The sequence below is a fragment of the Liquorilactobacillus sucicola DSM 21376 = JCM 15457 genome (genome assembly GCF_000612445.1).
Lineage (GTDB): Bacteria > Bacillota > Bacilli > Lactobacillales > Lactobacillaceae > Liquorilactobacillus > Liquorilactobacillus sucicola.
In genome coordinates, this window is the sequence record NZ_BALC01000001.1 from 53,071 (window position 1) to 73,912 (window position 20,842).

The window sequence follows — 20,842 nt, forward strand, 5'->3', positions numbered from 1 at the left end:
GATATAATGTTACAATTAAAATGCGCTGATAAGAAGTGTTAAATGAGGAGGAGCTTTTATGATCAATATATACGATTATGCTAATCAATTAGAACAAAACCTTCGTCAAACAGAGGAATATCAAGAACTGAAGAAGGCCTATGCGGATGTTAAAGCAGATGAAAATTCATATAAGGAATTCAAGAAGTTTCAGGAGGCTCAGATGGAGTTTCAAAACAAGCAGGCAAAAGGCGAGTTAACAGATAGCGATGTTGATAAGATCAAAAGTTTAGGTGAAAAAATCGAAAAAAAGAAAGTTATTATGACTTTGATGGAAAAGGAACGCAAACTTGCTCAGGTGATGGATGAGATCAACAAGATAATGTTCAAACCTGTAAATGAATTATACCAAGACTAGATGTGGAAAATCTGTGAACACATAAATAACGTGCAGTAATGGGTGATGTTCACTTGGTCGCTATCTGAGCGTTACAACTTTAAACTCGATTAAAAAGCACGAATTATTTTTAGTTGATATAATTCGTGCTTTTTGTGTTCATTAAATGGAAGAGTACAGCGGATAATTTTTTAGAGAGGATGATGGCAGTGAAGTTTATTCACACGGCAGATCTTCATTTGGACAGCCCTTTTGAGGGATTGAAAAGTATTCCAGATAATTTTGCAAAGAGATTGTATTCTGCTTCAATGACTGCGTTTGCGGAAATCGTAGAGGCAGCGATTAAAAGACAAGTTGATTTTGTACTGATTGCGGGAGATCTATATGATAGTCCACATCCGAGCGTTGCTGCTCAGCTTTTTTTGCAAAAAGAGTTTTTAAAACTTCAGCAGTCTGAGATACCAGTTTATCTTTGCCTAGGCAATCATGATTTCCTTAATTTAGAAAATACGACACTTGTTTATCCAGAAAATGTGTATGTTTTTCCTAATCAAGTTACGACCAAAAGATTTTTTGTCGATGGACAGTCTGTCAGTTTAACAAGTTTTAGTTATGGAAAACAGTGGATTGAGGGGCAGATTGACGGCTTTCCTTTGAAAGGCTCTGAAAGATGGCATCTAGGAATGGTGCACGGCGAAATCAGCACCGATTATAAAAATGCCAAGTATGCACCTTTTTCATTGACGCAATTAAAGAGCAAGAACTATGATTACTGGGCGCTGGGACATATACACAAAAGAGAAGTGTTGAGTAGTACACCATTGATTATTTATCCGGGGAATATTCAAGGCAAAAGTATCAAAGAAACTGGAGTGAAAGGTTACTATTTTGTCACAGATAAAGATAACAAGTTAGTTGCAGATTTTTGCCCAGTAGCGGGTATACAGTGGATTGAAATACCACTTGAGTTTGAAGAAAATGACACGTTCGAAAAATTGAAAAATAAAATTGAAAACAAACTGGTTGAGATTAAACAGAACTTTTCCTCTGTACAGGCATTTATTGTTAGGATAAGTTTAAAGGCTTCTTCCGATTTAGAACCAAGTTTAAAGGAACGGATCATAAAGGGAGTATTGCTGGGGCAACTGCAAAATGACATTCAGAGTGATGATAACTTATTTTTGTATGATGTCCTCTTGAAGAATGCTCAAATACAGCAAAATAACTTTTGGGATAAGGAAGTAGAAAGCAAGGCTAAGGAATTGGTTTTTCAAAGAGACAACCTCTATAAATTAGCTGATAATCTAGTGAAATATCGTTTTATTGATGAACACTTTATCCAGTCTTCAATAACGGAAAGTATTGGAAATAAAGCAATGACCTATCTAGAGGAAGAAATGGGTGGAGATTAACTGATGAAAATCATATCTGTTCAAATTTATGGTTTTGGAAAATGGAGCGATGCATCGTTTGAGTTAAATCAAAACCTGAAAATTATTTATGGAAACAACGAAGCAGGAAAAACAACATTAAGGGCTTTTATAGCGAGCATCTTGTTTGGCTTTGCAACTAAACGCACCCCCTTTGAACAATATTGTCCCAAGGATGGTTCAAAATATGGAGGAGCGCTTAAAGTAGAAACTACTGATGGTCGGTTCATCATTGAAAGAATTGAAGGGGATCACGGTGGTAAGGTAAAAATAACTGAAGAACAGACGGGGCAAATTTGGCCTGAAAGTTTTCTTGAAAAATGGCTTGGTCCTGTCACAATCGAACTTTTCAGAGAAGTATATTTTTTTGATCAGGATTCGCTCCAGCAAATCGGTTTATTGGAACCAGAAGAGCTTGAAAAAAGTTTATTGAGTGTCGGAATTAGCGGAAGTCAAAGGGTTTTTGAAATGCAAAAGAGATTTCAAAAAAAAGCAGATGAAGTGTATAAGCCAACTGGACGCGTTCCGGTGCTTAACAAATTATTAAAGCTGTATAACCAAAAAAAACAGGCTATTGCTGAAATGAGATCAAAAACAAGTATTTTTAATGAAATAAGTCAAGATATACAAGAAAAACTAGAAAGCAAAAAAAAGTCTTGAAAACCAACTAAAAAAGTCCGAGAATAAATTAGTAAAATTGCGAAAAGCACAAAGTCTATGGCCAATATACATTCAGTATCAGGAGCTCAAAGCTAAAAAGACTAATAAGACTAACGAAGCAGAAATAGATAAAGCGGGGTACCAAGAGCTTAGAGAACTAGTTTTAACACTTACCAGTGAGAAAAAAATGCTGCAACTTGCTGAAGATAAGATTGAATCATTAATTCAAGAAAAACAAAAGATAGAGTCTGCAAACTTGGATTATTATAATTTACATGAAGATGAATTCAAGAATGTTTTTCAGTTACTTGACAATAAAACTGGGACAGTTCAGCGATTAGACCAGCTAACAAGTCAGCTCAGGGATTTACAACAAGAGCGCAAACGACTTATCCAAAGAAACAACTGGCAAGATGATATGTTGCGGTCTTTCTCACAGATAGACGGTAAACATCTGTTATTTCTCTTGGAACAAAATAATGTTGACGAAAGTAGAATGGTCAAAAATGAATCGCGTTCAGGCCAACGTAGCCGAAGAAACAAGATCGTAAAAGAGAGTAAAGCATATCCCCTGTTACTTGGGGGCAGTGTAGGGCTGTTATTATTAGTTGTTTTTTTTACGGTCCCATTTTTCTGGGCTAGAGGATTATCTTTGGTTGGTTTGTTGATTGTAGTTTCATGGTTGTTTGTAGAATTTTTTAATAAGCCTGCGGCCAACAAAGAGCCTCTTTCTAGTACTAAAACAAATATAGATGAGATAAAAGAAGTATTAGCAGATGCTAATTGTAAAATGTCGTATGAAGTTTTAAGTGCTAGTCGAGCGGATCTTCAACAATGGTTTGAACTGACAGACAAGATTAGTACATGTCATACAGAATTACTTGATGTCGAAGAACAGTTGACTCAAGTAAAAAAAGAAACGATTTTTTGCGAAGAAAAACTTCTCTTATCAATGAACATTGTACAGAGAGTTGAACAACTGCAGGCATACAGAAGAAAGATTGCACCTGCAATACGGGAACAGCAGGAACATTTACACTTAATTAACTACTATGAAAATGAGAAGAAGAAAAGACTTGATAAAATAACACCGCTTACTGATGAGATGGCGCAAAAACTTAAAATCTATGGAACAGAGAGTATTACTGATTTTGAAGCGAAGTATGCAGCTCAAAATGATGAGGCTGCAGATGATATCAAGCTTGAAAGTCTGAAGCAACAGTTGGACTTACAAATAATCGATGTTCTAAAAACTAACCAAGACTTGAGCGAAATTGAGCAAAAAAGTGAAGCAGCAGCAAAAGAACTAGAAAATGAAAAAAGAAGATTAAGTGAACTTATTACTTTCATAACGGAGAAAAGGGTTCGCCTTGAACAATTGGGACAATATGACAAACTTCAGATGATGGAGCAGGATTTAACAAATCTTCAAACTGAGATTGTTGACCAAGCAGAAAACTGGGTTGCTTTTAATGCAATAAAACAGTGGCTTAAGCGTATTTTAGAACTGTCCTCACAAAATACTTTACCAGAAGTGATTCAGCTGGCAGAAAAGTATTTTTCACGTTTAACAAATCAGCACTTTAAGCAAATATTACTTGTTAAGGGAAGTTTAAAACTTGTTTCAAATGAAAAAATCAATTATGAGGTTGGTGAGCTTTCACGAGCAACAACAGAACAACTATATATAGCTTTGCGTTTTGCGTTCATTGTTAAGGCAAATAAAAGATATCGACTACCGCTTATGGTGGATGATGCCTTTGTGAATTTCGATAAGCAGCGAAAAGAGAATATGATCTCTTTGTTAAAAGAAATCAGTAAAGAAACACAAGTTTTGTGTTTTGCAGTCGACATTGAACCATTCTGTGATAAAGTTAGTGAGGAAGAAATTTTAACGATCGGTTAGTTTGAGAATGGAGAGGCAGGAACGAAAATGAAGCAAAAGAAGATCTATGACTATGCGGTTGATGAAAATGTAGAGTTATTCGTTTTGATCAAATCTGCGGATGTAAGAATAGCGAAAAACGGGAAAAAATTTATCGCTTTTAATTTTTCAGACAGCTCGGGTGAAATAAGTGCCAAATTTTGGGACGCATCTGAGGAAGATATCGCGAACTTTGAGCCCGGCAAAATTGTTTTTTTGAAGGGTAAGAGGGAAGTATACCAAAATAATCCGCAAATAAAAATTTATCATATGCGGCAAGCGGCGACTGATGAGCCTGCAAATCCAGAACTTTTTGTTAAAAAAGCTCCACTTTCAAAGGATGACATGGAAAAGGAAATCAATCAAGCGCTTTTTGAAATCACTAACCCAAATTGGAACAGAGTCGTAAGATTTTTGCTGCACGAGCATCACGATGCTTTTTTCAGTTTTCCGGCTGCTAAAAAAAATCATCATGCCTTTGATGGCGGATTAGCTTATCACACACTGTCAATGTTGCGTTTGGCTCATTCGATTGCAAGGCAGTATTCCGACATAATCAATGCTCCTTTACTATATGCAGGAACTATTCTCCATGATTTAGGGAAGACAATAGAGTTATCAGGACCGATTGCAACTAGATATACACTTGAAGGCAATCTCATTGGGCACATTATTATAATCGATGAGGAAATTGTCAAAGCTTGTCAGCAGCTAAAGATTGATCTTGATAGTGAGGACATGATCTTATTGCGGCACATGATCCTCGCCCATCATGGTTTATTGGAATATGGATCCCCAGTGCGGCCACATTTACTTGAAGCAGAGGTCTTGCATCAAATTGATGAGCTGGATGCCTCTATTCAGATGTTAAGAGGTACTTTGGCCCATACAGAACCCGGACAGTTTTCTGAACGTATTTTTGGAATGGATGGGCGCAATTTTTATCGGCCAGAAGGAAATATACAGTCAGATGAATAACCAAAAGATAGTTGTTCGTGCAGCATGATTATTTAGCTTGTTATCAAGTGACAGGACAGCTGAAAAGTTATAGTTTAGAAAAAAACAATGAGCTAAGTCAAAACACTGTTTTGACTTAGCTCATTGTTTTAAATTACTTATTATACTCGACCTGTTGCTTAAAGCTAATTAACTGGAACCAAACAAGAGTATTCTTAGTTGGCGGAGCTTGAGGTTGAAAGATAGTTGGAAAGTACGTCTTTCAGGTCTTTATCTTTGATCGAAACATTCCCCTTCTTCAAAACCTTCGAAACTATGCTCTGGAGAGAAGAAGAATCATTCATCTTGTTGTCGATAATCTGTGTCTTCAAAGTTGCTGTGTGGTCAGACATCTTGCCTTTGGCCGGTTTTTTAACAGCTTGATAACATGATAACCATAACTTGTTTTGACAGGTTCCTTTGTGTACTCGCCTTGTTTCAGAGCGAAAGCGGCCTTTTTAAAAGTTGAATCTAAAGAAGTGTCGGTATTATCGAAAGCAGTAAGCTTGCCACCCTTACTTTTTGAAGCCGTATCAGTTGAATATTCTTTAGCAAGTTTGCTGAAATCTTCCCCGCTTTGCAGTTTCTTTATAACGTCTTGTGCGGTCGATTTCTTTGCTACAAGAATATGAGCGACCGTTGTCTTGGGCTCATATGATTTCCATTGTTTTTCAAGTTCTTTGTTGGTAATCTTCGTGTTTGCCTTTACAGCTTCACGAAGTAGAAGACTTGAGCGAATTTGCTTTTTTAAGCTGGATTTTGTCATTCCATTCTGTGATAAGACAGAACTGAATGATGAGCCGTACTGATTTTTATAAGTGTTATACTGCTGTGTAACTTTCTTATCAGAAACCTTATCACCATACTGTTTCTCAAGCACTTTGTCCAAGATCATCTGCTGCAGAATCTGCTTACCGGACGAAGTCTTTTTCATGCTATCATAATACTCACTTTCGGTTATCTTACCACCGGAAGTTGTTGCAACTGTTTTTGAGCATGCTGCAAGACTTAATGTCATAAGAACTCCTGCTACACCAAGAACCCATTTTTTCATTATAGAAAACACATCCCATTCATATTTTTCTTTGTACACTCAGGTAAAAAAGCATACAAACTAACGATAACGATAATAACTATAACACAATCACAATAAAAGATTGGTCAAAATGAAAAAGTTTACCAAAATTTCAGTTTTCAACCAGTCTTTCTGAAAACTGTGCAGTCAGCTTTGATATTTTGACTGTTCTTTGTCTAGTTTATCAAGATGGGGTTTTATGAGAAATTGGAATTCGTTGATTTCATCCATCACTTCCTCGAAAACAGGTGAATACTTATCAATGTCATGTGCAAGATTCTTAAAATTGTTAGAAACTTGACCGGTTTTTTCGATCATTGCATGTAGATTATTTTTTAGGTCAGTATACTGCTTCTTGGCCTTCTCACCGCGGAGTCTTAATTGACGACGTGAACAATACACCGCAAACGATGTGCCGGCAACAGCGCTGATCAGTGTTAGTTTTGTAATTGTCTTCAAGTAGGATCACTCCTTAAATTGTTTTTTTATTTGTGCTGCGATGTGGTTTAGTTTTTCTTGCTTGTACTTGTCAGAGTTGTCTGTAAAATTCATTTTAAAGTCATCTTTTTCCGAATAACGTGGAATAAGATGGAAATGGGAATGAAAAACTGATTGATATGCGATAGCCCCATTATTGTTTACAATATTCATTCCCTTGATGGAAGTGTTGCTGTTTTTTATTGCTCGTGCAATTTTGGGAATTCGTTGAAAAACAGTAGCCGCAAGGTTTGTATCATATTCAAAGATATCAGCAACATGTTTTTTAGGAACGACTAATGTATGACCTGGTGTTGTTTGTGAGATATCTAGAAAGGCTTTAACAGATTCATCTTCATATATAGTTGTGCTTGGAATTTCGCCAGCGATAATTTTACAAAAAATACAGTTTTCCATACTATTGCCTTCTTTCAAAGTTATTCACAATAAGTATACACTAAATAGCGGTCTACATGGGTTTCTTTTGAACTAGACTTCATAAAATATATGCTATAATACCACTAAGAAAAAACTTGAAAGGAATACAATTGTAATGACATTAAAAATTAATGGCTTGGTTGGAGGATACTCGCAAGTACCTGTTTTAAAAAATATCTCATTTGAAGTTCGCGCTGGTCAGGTAGTTGGGCTTATTGGTTTGAATGGTGCAGGGAAGTCAACGACAATCAATCATGTTATTGGTTTGCTGACACCGCAAAAGGGGAGTATTACGATTGATGGAGTTACTTTATTGGCGAGCCCAGAAAAGTATAAAAGTAAAATGGCATACATCCCAGAAATACCAGTGTTGTATCAAGAATTGACATTAAAGGAACACATAGAGTTAACAATAATGGCATATGGTATGAATAAAGAAAAAGCTTGGGCACGCGCTCGAAAACTTCTCAAGACGTTTAGGCTCTCTAATAAGCTTGAATGGTTTCCCGCCAACTTTTCAAAGGGTATGAAACAAAAAGTGATGATTGTATGTGCTTTTTTAACTGAGGCAGATTTTTATGTGATCGATGAACCTTTTTTAGGTTTGGATCCATTAGCGACTAGAGATTTATTGAATCTGATTGAAAAGGAAAGAAAAAGGGGAGCGGCTATCTTGATGTCGACACATGTTTTAAGTACGGCACAGGAATATTGCAATTATTTTGTGCTTCTTCATCAGGGAAAGATAAGAACACAAGGAACATTTGAAGAGCTGAGAAACTCGTATCAGGATCAGCAAGCAAGTTTGACAGATATATATCTTGGTTTGACACAGGAAGTGACAGATGATGAATAAATTGTGGACGAAACGTTTGAAAAAGTATCAAAAGTTGCTCCTTCATTATTCAAGATTCGTGTTGAATGATCATTTTGTACTTGCGCTGCTTTTTTTTGTAGGCGGATTAGGGTTAGGTTATTCTAATTTTTTAAGATCACTGCCGAGTACCTCCGAATGGTGGAGCAAACCATTAATGATCGTTGTGTTAGTGATTGTGCTGCAATTTGGGAGCTTTATATCACTTCTAGATGAACCTGATACGATATTCCTTCTGCCCTTAGAAAGCAAAATGATCATTCTTTTGAAACAAGCATTCAAACATTCTTATTTAATTGCAGCTTTGTTCCAATCTGTTTGCTTCCTGCTAGCAGTTCCTTTTTTGCAAAAGGGCCTTCATCTAACTGGTATAGAGATGCTTTTGCTCTGGCTAGTGCAGCTTCTCTTAAAAGCGGTCTATCTCGAACGTTTCCTTATTATCAGTTACGCTGTCAATTTTGATAAATGGTGGATAAAGGTATTATGTGAAATTGCTGGTCCGATATTGATATTGATAGTGGCTCTTTATGGCGGAGTGATCTGGGCGTTGTTGCTTACCTTGTTTGCATTGTTTACGCTTTTTACTTTAGCTCAAAGAGCTACAGTTAAAAATGTATTACGCTGGAAACGTATGTTGCAGATTGAGAATCAGCGAATGATGACTCTTTACAGATTCATCAATCTTTTTACGGATGTGCCACAGGTCAAAGGCAAGGTTCATCGCTTCAGATTATTTGATGCATACTTACCAAAAATGAAAACGCCAAAAGATGTTTTTAAGTTTCTCTATTGGCGTGCGTTAGTCAGAAAAGGTGAATACAGTAGCTTATATTTGCGACTTACGTTACTAGGCGTTGTAGTTTTAATATTTGTTCCAAACTTAATTTTGACGATGGTTTTGCTAGCTCTTTTTTTGTACTTAATAGGTTTTCAGCTGTTGCCACTTTACAATGATCATGATGATATTGTGTTCACACATATCTATCCCCTAAAAAGGCTGAACGTCTCGCCAATTTTAGGTGGGTACTGCGAGTTTTATTATTAGCGACAGGTGTTCTTCTAGTTGGCGCAAGTGCTTTTGCAGGGCATTCTATGATTGAAACTATGGAGATTTCAGCTGTTGCAATCATAATGATTGTTTTTTTAACGGGCAATTTTTTGACAAAGTACGCAGCTAAAAGTGCTTGACACACAGTAATGAAATTTGTAGACTATTACTAGTTAGGTATCGTGTAGAGGAGATTGGCCAATATGGATTTCAGACTGGATGACGGTTGGCAGATTCGTCCGATTGGCGGTAATACCGGAATGGCGTATGTAGGGACAAAGGAGCAGGAGAAGCTTTTTATAAAGCGTAATACATCCCCTTTTTTGGCAGCTCTCTCGTTAGAAGAGATAACCCCACGCTTGGTATGGACAAGGCATATTTCAACTGGAGATACTTTGACAGCACAAGAGTGGCTTAACGGACGCAGCTTAACTCGTGAAGAGATGAAGGGTGAGCGAGTTGTGGCTCTGTTGTCACGAGTGCACAGCTCAAAAGTACTCAAGAAGATGTTGCTTCAGGTAGGGGGTTGCTATGTTTTCCCAGAAGATTTGTTAGCAAATTATTTTCGGGGATTAAGCAGCTCTTTGAGACAGCATCCTTTGTTGAAGGATGTCGCTAATAGGTTGAGGTCTTGCCAACCAAAGTTTGATCATCGAGATTATCGTGTTTGTCATGGTGATCTGAATCACAAAAATTGGTTATTATCAGATTCGAATCGACTGTATTTGGTTGACTGGGAGTCAGCAACACTGGCTGACCCAGTCATGGATCTGAGTATGTTAATGTGTCAGTATGTCCCACGTAAGGATTGGAAAACATGGTTGACAGTTAATTTTGAGAAGAAGTTAACGAGTACATTTCAACAGCGGATGATGTGGTATTGCATGTTGAACTTATTATTGTCGATCAAACATCAGTGCGAGCGTGGTCATTTCATCGAAATGAACCAAGACATCTTAAAGCTTGCTGACATATCAAAAGAGCAGAAATTTATCTAACATCGTAGGGTTGAGTTGTTAAAGACAGTGTCTTTGATGAAGACTATGAGGATTTATTTCTGACTAGAATTACAGTTTTAATGTTATAGTAAGCTGAAACAAATTGAGCTTTTGTTCCGGCTTTTTTATTTTCAAATAATTATTGTAGTTTTATGGGAGGAAAAGTATGCGTTTACGCAATAAGCCATGGGCAAAGCCCTTAATCGAAGCTAATCCAGAGTTCATTGCAACCGATCCTAAAAAGTATCGAGGCGTGTGGCAAGATCGCTTCAACAAAAAGGCCCCACTCTACATCGAAATCGGAATGGGGAAAGGGCAGTTCATTATTGAGATGGCCCAAAAGTACCCTGCACGTAATTTTATCGGTATCGAATTGCAGACCTCTGTGGCAGCGGTTGTTTTGAAAAAACAGCTCGAATTGAAATTGAAAAATTTGCAATTAGTCTGTGCCAATGGCAGTGGGGTCAGTGAATATTTTGAGACTGGCGAAGTAACAGGAATTTACCTGAATTTTTCAGATCCTTGGCCAAAAAAGAGACAAGCCAAGAGAAGATTAACGTACCCATCATTTTTAAAACAGTACCAAACTATATTGCGAGAAGAAGGCCGTCTGGAATTCAAAACAGACAATCGTGGTTTGTTTGAGTATTCCGTGAAAAGTATGAATAATTTTGGCATGACTTTCGACAACGTTTTGTTGGATCTTCACCAGAGTGAGGAAACAGAGGACAACATCATGACTGAATATGAGGAAAAGTTCAGTAAAAGGGGCCAAGTGATATACAAACTTGAGGCTCATTTCAAGGGCAACGAATCACAGACGTTGTAGATCGAGGACGCCACCGGTTTTAGCATCAGCCAAAAACTTATATTGGATAAGCTGGTGGTCCTCTAGACGTGACAAACCACCACTGTAAACTTCAGTTTTGAAAGCAAATTTTTGGAATGGCTTAGTGGAAGTACTGATCCAAGCGCCTTGGATAGGCGTTTCTTCTCGGAAGATTTTCTTAACTTTTTTGAGAATTTTTTGAGGTGACGCAGCATTTTTTCTTCTAGCTAACTCATTAGTGTATATGCCAGTGGCAAAACCTAACAAAATTCCTAAAAATAGTGGTAAATTATTTGATTTGAAAGCTGTCATATTTTTTCTCCTGAAAATTAATTTAATAATCAAAGTATAGCACCATCAATTGCGAAAAAAAACGTTTTAGACTGTTACCATAAACAAATAATTTTTTTTAATTGCAAAACAAGTTATAATCAACAGTATAAAGCTTGCTCAATGGGAGGATATTATGAAAATTTTAGAAAAAATAGATGCTGCGGCGTTGGAAAACCAGCTGGACAAAGGACTGTACATACTTTTCTTTACGGCTGACTGGTGTCCAGATTGCCGATTTATCAAACCAGCAATGCCCCAGATTGAGGAAAAATATAAGGACTATACTTTCATCCAGGTCGATCGGGATGAGAATATCGATTTATGTCAAGAATTGGGAATAATGGGTATCCCTAGTTTCGTTGTTTATCGTGATGGAAAAGAGATCGCTCGTTTTGTTAACAAAGATCGAAAAACCAAGGCTGAAGTGGAACATTTTTTAGATCAAATAGCTTAAACAGCAATGCTTTTTGCGTATAAACCAGTGTAATCGGGAATAGTTAATTCATGTGAATAGAGTTCAAAATAAATCATTTACCATCTGTGTCAACAAAAGTTTATTTAGCGAATATCTTTTTTTGAGGCTGACAGTTGAGTCTAACTGTGGTTTCAGTAAGATTGCACTGCGAGAAGAAGGAGAATAATGTGTAAATGTTGATTGCTAGTTACAATCCTCAAAGTTGGGGAGATGTATTGGTCGCAGTTGTGCACGAAGATGCGGCACAACAGAAAATAGAAAAAAAAGGTAACATTGTTTGTATCAAGGATGCAGATAGCGGTGTTGTTTTGGGATATAATTTTTTTAATGTTTCTAGTATTATTGGGGCGATGAATGTGAGTGGTCAAGTGAAATTAGAAGACAAACAGCTTGCAGCCTTAATAGAGCATTGGTTAACACAGGTTTCGAAGATAAATTGGTCGCTGATGATACTCCAAAATTTGTTGTTGGTTTTGTACAAGAATTAAGTGACCATCCAGACTCAGATCATTTGCACATTACCAAAACAAAAGTCGATAATGGGGAAACTTTGCAGATTGTTTGTGGTGCACCAAACATTGCTCAGGGGCAGATGGTTGTTGTGGCAAAAGTTGGCGCGATGATGCCAGATGGTCAAATTATCTGGCCTGGCAAATTACGTGGTGTTCAAAGCGAAGGTATGATTTGTTCTGCAAGGGAACTTGCCTTACCGAATGCACCAGAAAAAAGAGGAATTCTAGTGCTTGAGCCTGAAAAGTATGCTGTAGGTGCCGAATTTATTTTAAAGAATTAGTACGTTTTGATAACTTAAAAGATAGATTGAGTTTTCTATGATAGAATGGGCTAGTAGAGATGGATTATACATTGAAGCTAGCCCAATTTTTAGTGTTAGGATGAGAAACGATGCAACATTACGATGGTCCGGCTTTTTATCGTATGCAAAAAGCCAGAGAAAAAAATGAAAAAAATACTAATAACCTTATGCGTGCACGCACGAAAAGTTATAAAAATGTAAAAAGTGAAGGTACAAAGATATTTGATGTAAAGCTGAAAAAGGATGGGCGAAGTAGCGGACGCTTATTTCGCCCGACATATGTTCCCCCTTCAATTACAACAGTGCATAGATTTACGAGTGAAGAGGCAAGGTACGAACATCTTTTTGGACAGTTGAAAAAGAAAAAAGAAACATATTTTCTTTTAGGTGGTGAGGAAGAAAGTGACAGCAAGGTAATAATTCTTGCAGATGAAAATACTGAAACAGGAATTGAACCAATTGTGGAGCAGCGAGAAGAGCATAAAGGGACTGGGAAGAATAGCGAATTTAACCAATCAATACGAGTTCCAAGTTTGAATACAGATAATACAGATAATGACGATCAGAATGATATATTTCAAAAAGAAAATGCTTCTTTCCAAGAAGAACATACTACTTCGTTCACGAATAAGAGTGAGGTCCAAGACAGTCCAATTGATGATAGGCTAAGCAAAAAAAATAGCAATCAAACAGGCATTACGATGTGCGAACAACAGACGACAAAGGCAATAGCGGCTGATCACAGCACTGAGTTGCAAGTCCCTGTAGTTAACACGGTTAAAAAACAAATTTCAAAGGACTTAGTTCCAGCTGGAGAAGAGAGTAAAAACAGTGTAATTGAAACAAAATTTGAACAAGTAACGGCAGATTCGGAAAATAACAAGGTCCGTGAAGCACGACCACGAGTGCACCCACATAAAACAACGGACGTATCCGAAACAGACAGTTTTCTGCAAGACCAAACGGCCGTCAAACTAGAGGCAGAGAAAAAGAATAAAATAAATGGTCATGTGGGGCAAAATATACTTGATGAAACAACCATGAACGGTGAGTATCATACCCCTCCTATCTCGCTTCTGCCAGCTCCAGTAAAAAATGAAGATGAGTCTATGGATGAGTGGGTACTAACCCAAATCGATGTTTTGAACGAAACTTTTAAATCTTTTAATGTAAAAGCTAATGTGAAGGATTGGACGATCGGTCCAGCAGTGACACAGTTTGAAGTAGTTTTAGGTCGTGGCGTCAAAGTTAACAAAATTACTAATTTGAGTGATGATTTAAAGTTAGCTTTAGCAGCAAAGGATATTCGGATTGAAGCGCCTATTCCTGGAAAGAGCAGCGTTGGTGTTGAGATTCCTAACTTGCATTCACGTCCTGTCATGTTATCAGAAGTTTTAACATCAACTGCATTTACCCAAAAAGAATCGCCGCTGACGGTTGCTCTAGGAGTCGATTTGTTTGGGTGCGCTCAAGTTACAGATTTGAGAAAAATGCCGCACGGACTAATTGCTGGAGCCACTGGTTCAGGAAAGTCAGTTTTTATCAACAGTATTTTGGTTTCATTACTGTATAAAGCGACCCCAGCACAAGTAAAGTTGCTGTTGATTGATCCCAAGGCGGTTGAACTAGCTCCTTATCATGAGATTCCACATCTACTATCGCCTGTTATTTCTGATCCAGCTGCCGCTGCTGCCGCATTAAAATGGGCAGTAGAGGAAATGGAAGAACGCTATCAGCGTTTAGCGGCTGGTGGGGCACGTAATATAGAAGCTTTTAATGCAAAAGCCGAAAAACATGGCGATTTTGGTTTGAAAATGCCATATATTGTAATTATAATTGACGAATTAGCTGACCTCATGATGGCCGCCTCGTCTGAGGTGCAAGATTATATCGCACGTATTACACAAAAAGCTCGAGCGGCGGGAATACATTTAATTATAGCGACTCAGCGCCCAAGTGTTGATGTGATAACAGGAACGATAAAAAACAACATCCCTACGCGTGTTGCATTTATGGTTTCAAGTCAAGTTGATTCCAGAACTATCTTGGACTGTTCTGGTGCGGAGCGTTTGCTGGGACGTGGCGATATGCTGTATCTTGGTAATGGAGCAAGCCAACCCAGACGTCTCCAAGGGACTTTTGTTGAAAACGAAATTGATCAGATTACTGATTTTGTTCGCACTCAAGGAAAACCCCAATATGCGTTTGATCCCGATGGGCTTAAACAGGAAGTTGAACGAAGTGATCAGGAGGATGAACTCTTTCCACGTGTGCTAGACTATATCGTGAGTGAAGAGAACATCTCAACGTCTAAATTACAAAGAGTTTTTTCAATCGGGTATAATCGGGCAGCTAACATTATTGATGAACTTGAGCATAAAAGGTATATTTCACCTGCTAGAGGTTCAAAACCGCGCGATGTTTTTCTAACCCAAACAGGACTAGATAAGTTAAGGGATTGAATAAGATATTCTGAGTTTTAAAACAAATACTACATATTTTGTGGTAAACTATGCAGTGATTGCAATGAAGAAAAGAGGATAATGACAATGGACACCACTTACTATTTTGTTGGGATCAAGGGTACAGGAATGAGTTCACTGGCCTTGCTCCTGCACGACCAAGGATTAAAAGTTACGGGTTCCGACATTGAAAAGTATACATTTACTCAGCGCGGATTAGAGCTGGCGGGTATTAAAATTCTACCTTTTAACAAAGATAATATTCATGAAGGTATGACAGTTGTAGCTGGAAATGCTTTTGATGACAATCAAGAAGAAATCAAACAAGCTCGCGCGATGGGGTTGAAAGTAATTCGCTACCCGGATCTTGTGGAGAAACTAATAGAACAAACCACAAGTATTGGAATTGCTGGTGCACATGGAAAGACGAGTACAACTGGTTTACTGGCGCATGTTTTGGGTGGTGTTTCACCTACAAATTACCTTGTAGGAGATGGTTCGGGTAAGGGAGTCCCTAATGCTCGTTTCTTTGTGTTTGAAGCTGATGAATATCGACGTCATTTCGTTGCTTATCATCCAGATTACGTGATTATGACAAATATTGATTTTGACCATCCAGATTATTTTACTGGAATTGAAGATGTTTGTGATGCATTTTCGACACTGGCTTCACAGACTAAAAAGGGAATTTTTGCTTGGGGCGAAGACAAGCATTTACGCAAGATAAAAGCAGAAGTTCCAGTTCATTATTACGGCACTGAAGACAATGATGAATTCAGGGCTGTCAACATAAAACGAACAACAAAGGGTTCTTCTTTTGATGTCTATCGGCATGATGACTTTTTAGGTAATTATCAGATTCCCTTATTTGGAGAACATAATGTTTTAAATAGTTTGGCAGTGATAGCCGTTTCATATTTCGAAAAAGTTGATCAAGAAGAAATAAAACATGAACTTTTAAGCTTTAAGGGCGTAAAGAGACGTTTCACCGAAAAGTATGTAGCGGACATGACGATTATTGATGATTATGCACATCATCCTTCAGAGATAAAGGCAACACTTGATGCTGCACGGCAAAAATATCCTAAGAAAAAAATTATCGCTGTTTTCCAGCCACATACATTCAGTCGTACAATTGCGTTGATGGACGACTTTGCGGCAAGTTTAAGTATGGCTGATCAAGTCTTTCTAACAGATATTTTCAGTTCAATCCGTGAACACGGTGGCAATGTTTCCAGCAGTGATTTGGGAAGTAAAATTACTAAGGGCGGAGAAGTCCTTAAATTGGATAATATGTCACCGTTACTGGATTTCCATGATGCTGTTGTCATCTTTATGGGTGCAGGTGACATTCAAAAATATGAGTATGCATATGAAAAACTGCTAAGCAGCTTAAGTTATAAAAACAATTAGACAGGAAGCTAGGTCAATTTAACTTTTGATTTAGTTTCGGATGGGGTATGCTTCTAGAGTGATTTGGACTTTAGAGGTATACCCCCTTCTGCTATCTTGAGAGGCCAGCTTTATTTGGCACATATACGTTGAGCACATGAAAGTGGTATGCTAAAATATATATAAGACTATATGGAGGTGGCGTGATCTATGTCAGAAGATACGCATAGGAAGGGTAAAACAATTGATGAGATAGCGGAGGGAGACTCACTTACAGTTAATGAGAGTCTCTCGGACCGAGATATATTGCTTTATCTAGGAATGACAAATGACAATAATCCTTTGTATATCCAAAATGAATATGCAAGAGAAATTGGGTACAAGGGTCCTGTTGTGCCACCAGTTTTGTTGACTGGCATTATTACCAGTTCTATCTCAAAACTTTTACCGGGGCCTGGGAGTGAAGTTGTTAATTTGTCCGTCAATTTTATGCTTCCTGTGTATCACGACGAAAACGTAACTTTTATTTTTGAAGTTATTAAAGTCGACACAATGAAAGAAGTTATTACGCTTTCTGTCACTGGAACAAAAAATGAAGATGATCGCGTGGTGGATGCCATTGTGATGGTAAAGCCTCCTAGAAAAAGATTAGATTCATTCAGTGGGATAAATATTGAAGAGGTGAATGCTTAATGAATAATGGGCAACAAGTAGTAAATCAAAGCCGTGAAGGTTTGAATAGTTTTCTAACAAGGATGTATGGCTTCATGGCTGGAGCTGTCGGAATATCTGCGGTAGTGGCATATCTTATTTCTAATGTTTACTATCAGCAAACGATGAGTTTCATGGAGCAGAACCGTTACATTATGTGGGTTCTGATAGCAGTTCAGTTTGGCATTGCAATTGGAATGTCATTTAAGGCTGACCGCTCACCGATTGCTAGCGGTGCAGGTTTAGTGCTGTTTGCGATAATTGAAGGGCTGTTTTTTGGAGTAATTCTGACAGCATATGCTTCGCAGGATGTCACGATGGCTTTTGTTTCTGCAGCAGCAGTTTTCGTGGTATTGGCTGTCATTGGAACGACGACTAAGCGTGATTTATCACGTATTGGAACGCAGGCTTTGGCAGCTCTTATAGGTTTGATCGTTGTTTCGGTCATTAATATTTTCCTTCAAAGTCCAATGATTGCGTTCGTATTTTCTTTTGTGGGAGTAATTATATTCACGGCATTAATTGCGTGGGATGCACAGAAATTCAAGCTGCTTTATCATCAGACAGCTGGTCAGGTTAACGTTAATAGTTTGGCCCTGATGGGGGCCTTGCAGCTATATCTTGATTTTGTTAACTTGTTTATCAACTTGTTGAATATTTTTTCTGGGTTTGGCAGCAAAAATTAACTTACTAAAATCAGCTAAGGAGGCTAGGGCGTATTAATATGTTGCCCTAGCCTTATTTAATTTTTTAGAGAAAGAAACCTTGGCTCTGAACATCTCAAAGTTGGCTTACTTAGTGACAGTGAAATAATTGATTAAAGGAGTTTTGAAGTGGTGAAAGAAAATAAAAAATTGTTATTGATTGATGGAAATAGTGTGGCATTTAGGGCTTTCTTTGCTTTACATCAGTCGTTGGAAAGATTTGTAAACCATAACGGTTTGCATACTAATGCAGTATATGGCTTCAAGACGATGTTGGACAATATTATTGAAAGCGTCAACCCAACTCATGTCTTAGTAGCTTTTGATGCTGGTAGGAAAACATTCCGCAATGAGAAGTATGCTGATTACAAAGGCGGACGTGCTAAAACACCAACGGAACTGTCTGAACAATTTCCCTATGTAAAAAAACTGTTGGAAGCATATGGCATGAAATATTATGAACTTCAAAACTATGAAGCAGATGATATTATTGGAACATTAGCAAAGCAAGGTGAAGAGCAAGATTTCGAAACGACAATTGTTACCGGAGATCGTGATTTGACTCAATTAGCTACTGAAAAAACAACTGTTGCAGTAACACAAAAAGGTGTAACTGAAGTTGAAAGATATACGCCGAAACATGTTGAAGCAAAATACGGCCTGTCACCGGCACAGATTATTGATATGAAGGGCTTGGTCGGAGACAATTCAGACAATTATCCAGGGGTTGCTAAAGTCGGTGAGAAAACAGCAATTAAATTGCTAAAACAATTTAAGTCGATTGAAGGTATCTATGAAAACATTGATGAATTAAAAAAATCAAAAATGAAAGAACATCTGATAGAAGACAAAGAAATTGCATTTATGTGTAAGGACCTAGCGCGTATTAGATGTGATGTTCCTCTTGAAGTAGAGTTGACGGATACTGTCTGGAATGGTAGTGAACACCAGAAGTTAGTTGAGTTTTTCCAAGAGATGGATTTCAAGCGTTTCTTGGAAAAAATAAGCGCAGCTACACAGGACGATCCTGCGCAAAAAATTATTGAAGATATTAAGTTCACTGCCTTGACAAAGGATAATGTAAATCAGTTCAATTTTGATGCCGAAGCTGTTGAAGGGGTATCATTTTACTTAGAAATGATGGGAGATAACTACCATACGGCTCCTCTTGTTGGATTTGCATTTAACGTTGGGACTAAGTATTTTGCTTCAAGAGACACGGAACTACTAAAGTACCCCAATTTACGTAAACTTTTAGAAAATGAAAACATCGACGTTGATTTATTCGATGGTAAAAGGACCTTCGTAGGTCTTAATCGCTTGGGCATTCATTTAACTGACATAAGATTTGATTTGCTGTTAGTCTCATATCTGCTTGATACGAGCGACAATAGTAATGACTTAGGAAAATTGGCACAGCAGCATGATTACACAGAAGTCCTTGAGGATGAGCAAGTGTATGGCAAGGGCGCAAAAATCAAAATTCCGGAAAATGATGCAGAATATTATAGCCATTTATGTAATAAAGTGCGGACAATAAAAAAACTAAGAACACCTTTAATGAAGAAGCTTGAAACCAATAAGCAAGAAGAACTTTACATCAAGATTGAAAGGCCTTTAGCAATTGTTTTGGCTGAAATGGAGATAGATGGAATTACAGTTGATACACAAAGACTAGAAGAAATGGGGAGCGAGTTTAAAGAAAGAATCAGTGAAATCAAGCAAACAATTTATCAAGAAGCAGGTGAAAAATTCAATCTCAACTCACCTAAACAGCTAGGTGTGATTCTGTTTGAGAAAATGAAACTTCCAGTCATAAAAAAAACAAAAACAGGTTATTCGACTGCAGTCAGTGTTTTAGAAAAGCTCCGTGGAATGGCACCGATAATCGATAATATTTTGAAGTACCGGCAGATTGCAAAAATACAGTCGACCTATATTGAAGGTTTATTGAAGGTAACTTTTGAAAAAGACAGCAAAGTACACACACGTTATACACAGACCTTGACTTCAACAGGCAGGCTCTCATCCGTTGATCCTAATCTCCAAAACATTCCAATACGCTTGGCAGAGGGTAAAAAAATTCGTCAAGCATTTATTCCGCAAAAAACAGGTTGGCAGATCTTTTCATCTGATTATTCACAGATTGAATTACGTGTTTTAGCACACATTTCTCATGATGCTAATATGCAGAAAGCATTTGCAGAGGGACAGGATATTCATGCTAATACAGCAATGAATATTTTTGAACTCGATTCACCTGCAGATGTTACAAGTAATATGCGCCGCCAGGCTAAAGCTGTTAATTTCGGGATTGTTTATGGCATCAGTGACTATGGTCTAGCTCAAAATATCGGAATTACGCGCAAGCAAGCGAAGTTATTTATTGAGAAGTATTTTAAAATTTTCCCGGGTGTCAAGGAATATATGGAAAAAATCGTTATAAGTGCTCGTGAAAAGGGTTATGTGGAGACGCTATTCAAACGGCGGCGCTATTTACCAGATATTAGTAGCCGCAATTATAATATACGTTCTTTTGCAGAGAGAACGGCTATGAACACACCCATTCAGGGCAGTGCAGCTGACATTATTAAAGTTGCTATGATCAATATGCAAAAAATGTTAAAAGAAAAAAAGCTGGAGGCAAGAATGCTCTTGCAGGTGCATGATGAACTTATTTTCGAAGCTCCCAGCAAAGAAATACCAATTTTAGAAGAGGTTGTTCCACAAGTTATGGATGCAGCGGTTTCACTCGATATACCATTAAAAGTTGAGAGCTCATATGGAAAAACTTGGTTTGATGCAAAGTAAGGGGAAGTGTAACAA

At 37.7% G+C, this 20,842-nt stretch carries 18 protein-coding genes and 2 pseudogenes; 16 read left to right on the forward strand and 4 right to left on the reverse strand.

Translation table 11 applies throughout. The annotated features are described in order from the left end of the window. Positions 1-58: 58 nt before the first annotated feature. The 5 genes from JCM15457_RS00320 (at position 59) to JCM15457_RS00340 (ending at position 5,368) form a co-directional block, all read left to right on the forward strand. Positions 59-397: a YlbF family regulator gene (locus tag JCM15457_RS00320; protein WP_034986485.1), complete on the forward strand. Its 339-nt coding sequence runs from the start codon at positions 59-61 to the stop codon at positions 395-397. Positions 398-585: 188 nt separating this feature from the next. Next, complete coding sequence (locus JCM15457_RS00325; protein WP_161633649.1) at positions 586-1,788, forward strand: metallophosphoesterase family protein; 1,203 nt, start codon at positions 586-588, stop codon at positions 1,786-1,788. A gap of 3 nt (positions 1,789-1,791) precedes the next feature. Then, positions 1,792-2,466: an AAA family ATPase gene (locus tag JCM15457_RS00330; protein ID WP_034986487.1), complete on the forward strand. Its 675-nt coding sequence runs from the start codon at positions 1,792-1,794 to the stop codon at positions 2,464-2,466. A 37-nt stretch (positions 2,467-2,503) separates the two neighbouring features. Next, positions 2,504-4,372 carry an ATP-binding protein gene (locus tag JCM15457_RS00335; RefSeq protein ID WP_034986489.1) on the forward strand — a complete coding sequence of 623 codons (1,869 nt, stop codon included), beginning with the start codon at positions 2,504-2,506 and terminating at the stop codon, positions 4,370-4,372. 27 nt (positions 4,373-4,399) lie between these two features. Then, positions 4,400-5,368, forward strand: a complete 969-nt coding sequence (locus tag JCM15457_RS00340) for a 3'-5' exoribonuclease YhaM family protein (RefSeq protein WP_034986491.1) — start codon at positions 4,400-4,402, stop codon at positions 5,366-5,368. A gap of 194 nt (positions 5,369-5,562) precedes the next feature. On the opposite strand, the pseudogene JCM15457_RS00345 reads toward JCM15457_RS00340, so the two are convergent. From JCM15457_RS00345 to JCM15457_RS00355, 3 genes and pseudogenes are all read right to left on the reverse strand, one after another. Then, a pseudogene (locus tag JCM15457_RS00345) lies at positions 5,563-6,440 on the reverse strand (peptidylprolyl isomerase PrsA). A gap of 168 nt (positions 6,441-6,608) precedes the next feature. Beyond that, positions 6,609-6,920 carry a hypothetical protein gene (locus JCM15457_RS00350; RefSeq protein WP_034986492.1) on the reverse strand — a complete coding sequence of 104 codons (312 nt, stop codon included), beginning with the start codon at positions 6,918-6,920 and terminating at the stop codon, positions 6,609-6,611. Between the two features lie 6 nt (positions 6,921-6,926). Further along, positions 6,927-7,355, reverse strand: a complete 429-nt coding sequence (locus JCM15457_RS00355; RefSeq protein ID WP_034986495.1) for an HIT family protein — start codon at positions 7,353-7,355, stop codon at positions 6,927-6,929. A gap of 136 nt (positions 7,356-7,491) precedes the next feature. Between JCM15457_RS00355 and JCM15457_RS00360 the strand changes: the two genes are divergently transcribed. From JCM15457_RS00360 to trmB, 4 genes are all read left to right on the forward strand, one after another. Further along, positions 7,492-8,232: an ABC transporter ATP-binding protein gene (locus JCM15457_RS00360; protein ID WP_034986497.1), complete on the forward strand. Its 741-nt coding sequence runs from the start codon at positions 7,492-7,494 to the stop codon at positions 8,230-8,232. Then, complete coding sequence (locus JCM15457_RS00365) at positions 8,222-9,295, forward strand: ABC transporter permease (protein ID WP_081778144.1); 1,074 nt, start codon at positions 8,222-8,224, stop codon at positions 9,293-9,295. Before JCM15457_RS00360 ends, JCM15457_RS00365 begins: the two co-directional genes overlap by 11 nt. A gap of 206 nt (positions 9,296-9,501) precedes the next feature. Further along, positions 9,502-10,296, forward strand: coding sequence for a phosphotransferase family protein (locus tag JCM15457_RS00370; protein WP_034986499.1), 795 nt, complete (start codon positions 9,502-9,504; stop codon positions 10,294-10,296). Between the two features lie 166 nt (positions 10,297-10,462). Then, complete coding sequence (gene trmB / locus JCM15457_RS00375; protein WP_034986501.1) at positions 10,463-11,125, forward strand: tRNA (guanosine(46)-N7)-methyltransferase TrmB; 663 nt, start codon at positions 10,463-10,465, stop codon at positions 11,123-11,125. Here the strand turns inward: trmB and JCM15457_RS00380 are convergent. Then, positions 11,111-11,437, reverse strand: coding sequence for a membrane protein (locus tag JCM15457_RS00380; protein WP_034986503.1), 327 nt, complete (start codon positions 11,435-11,437; stop codon positions 11,111-11,113). The genes trmB and JCM15457_RS00380 overlap by 15 nt on opposite strands. Positions 11,438-11,564: 127 nt before the next feature. Between JCM15457_RS00380 and JCM15457_RS00385 the strand changes: the two genes are divergently transcribed. The 7 genes and pseudogenes from JCM15457_RS00385 to polA all read left to right on the forward strand — a co-directional run bounded on the left by JCM15457_RS00385 (position 11,565) and on the right by polA (position 20,827). Continuing rightward, positions 11,565-11,912 carry a thioredoxin family protein gene (locus JCM15457_RS00385; protein ID WP_268870097.1) on the forward strand — a complete coding sequence of 116 codons (348 nt, stop codon included), beginning with the start codon at positions 11,565-11,567 and terminating at the stop codon, positions 11,910-11,912. A gap of 194 nt (positions 11,913-12,106) precedes the next feature. Then, a pseudogene (ytpR, locus tag JCM15457_RS00390) lies at positions 12,107-12,726 on the forward strand (YtpR family tRNA-binding protein). A 110-nt stretch (positions 12,727-12,836) separates the two neighbouring features. Next, positions 12,837-15,209, forward strand: a complete 2,373-nt coding sequence (locus JCM15457_RS00395; RefSeq protein WP_034986507.1) for a DNA translocase FtsK — start codon at positions 12,837-12,839, stop codon at positions 15,207-15,209. An 81-nt stretch (positions 15,210-15,290) separates the two neighbouring features. Further along, on the forward strand, positions 15,291-16,622 hold the full coding sequence (murC, locus tag JCM15457_RS00400) for a UDP-N-acetylmuramate--L-alanine ligase (protein WP_034986509.1): 1,332 nt from the start codon (positions 15,291-15,293) through the stop codon (positions 16,620-16,622). 189 nt (positions 16,623-16,811) lie between these two features. Continuing rightward, on the forward strand, positions 16,812-17,294 hold the full coding sequence (locus JCM15457_RS00405) for a MaoC/PaaZ C-terminal domain-containing protein (RefSeq protein WP_051993204.1): 483 nt from the start codon (positions 16,812-16,814) through the stop codon (positions 17,292-17,294). Then, entirely contained in the window at positions 17,294-17,998 is a 705-nt protein-coding gene (locus tag JCM15457_RS00410) for a Bax inhibitor-1/YccA family protein (RefSeq protein ID WP_034986511.1), read from the forward strand. The genes JCM15457_RS00405 and JCM15457_RS00410 overlap by 1 nt, the downstream gene beginning before the upstream one ends. 147 nt (positions 17,999-18,145) lie before the next feature. Beyond that, positions 18,146-20,827 carry a DNA polymerase I gene (gene polA / locus JCM15457_RS00415; protein WP_187325781.1) on the forward strand — a complete coding sequence of 894 codons (2,682 nt, stop codon included), beginning with the start codon at positions 18,146-18,148 and terminating at the stop codon, positions 20,825-20,827. Positions 20,828-20,842 lie beyond the last annotated feature (15 nt).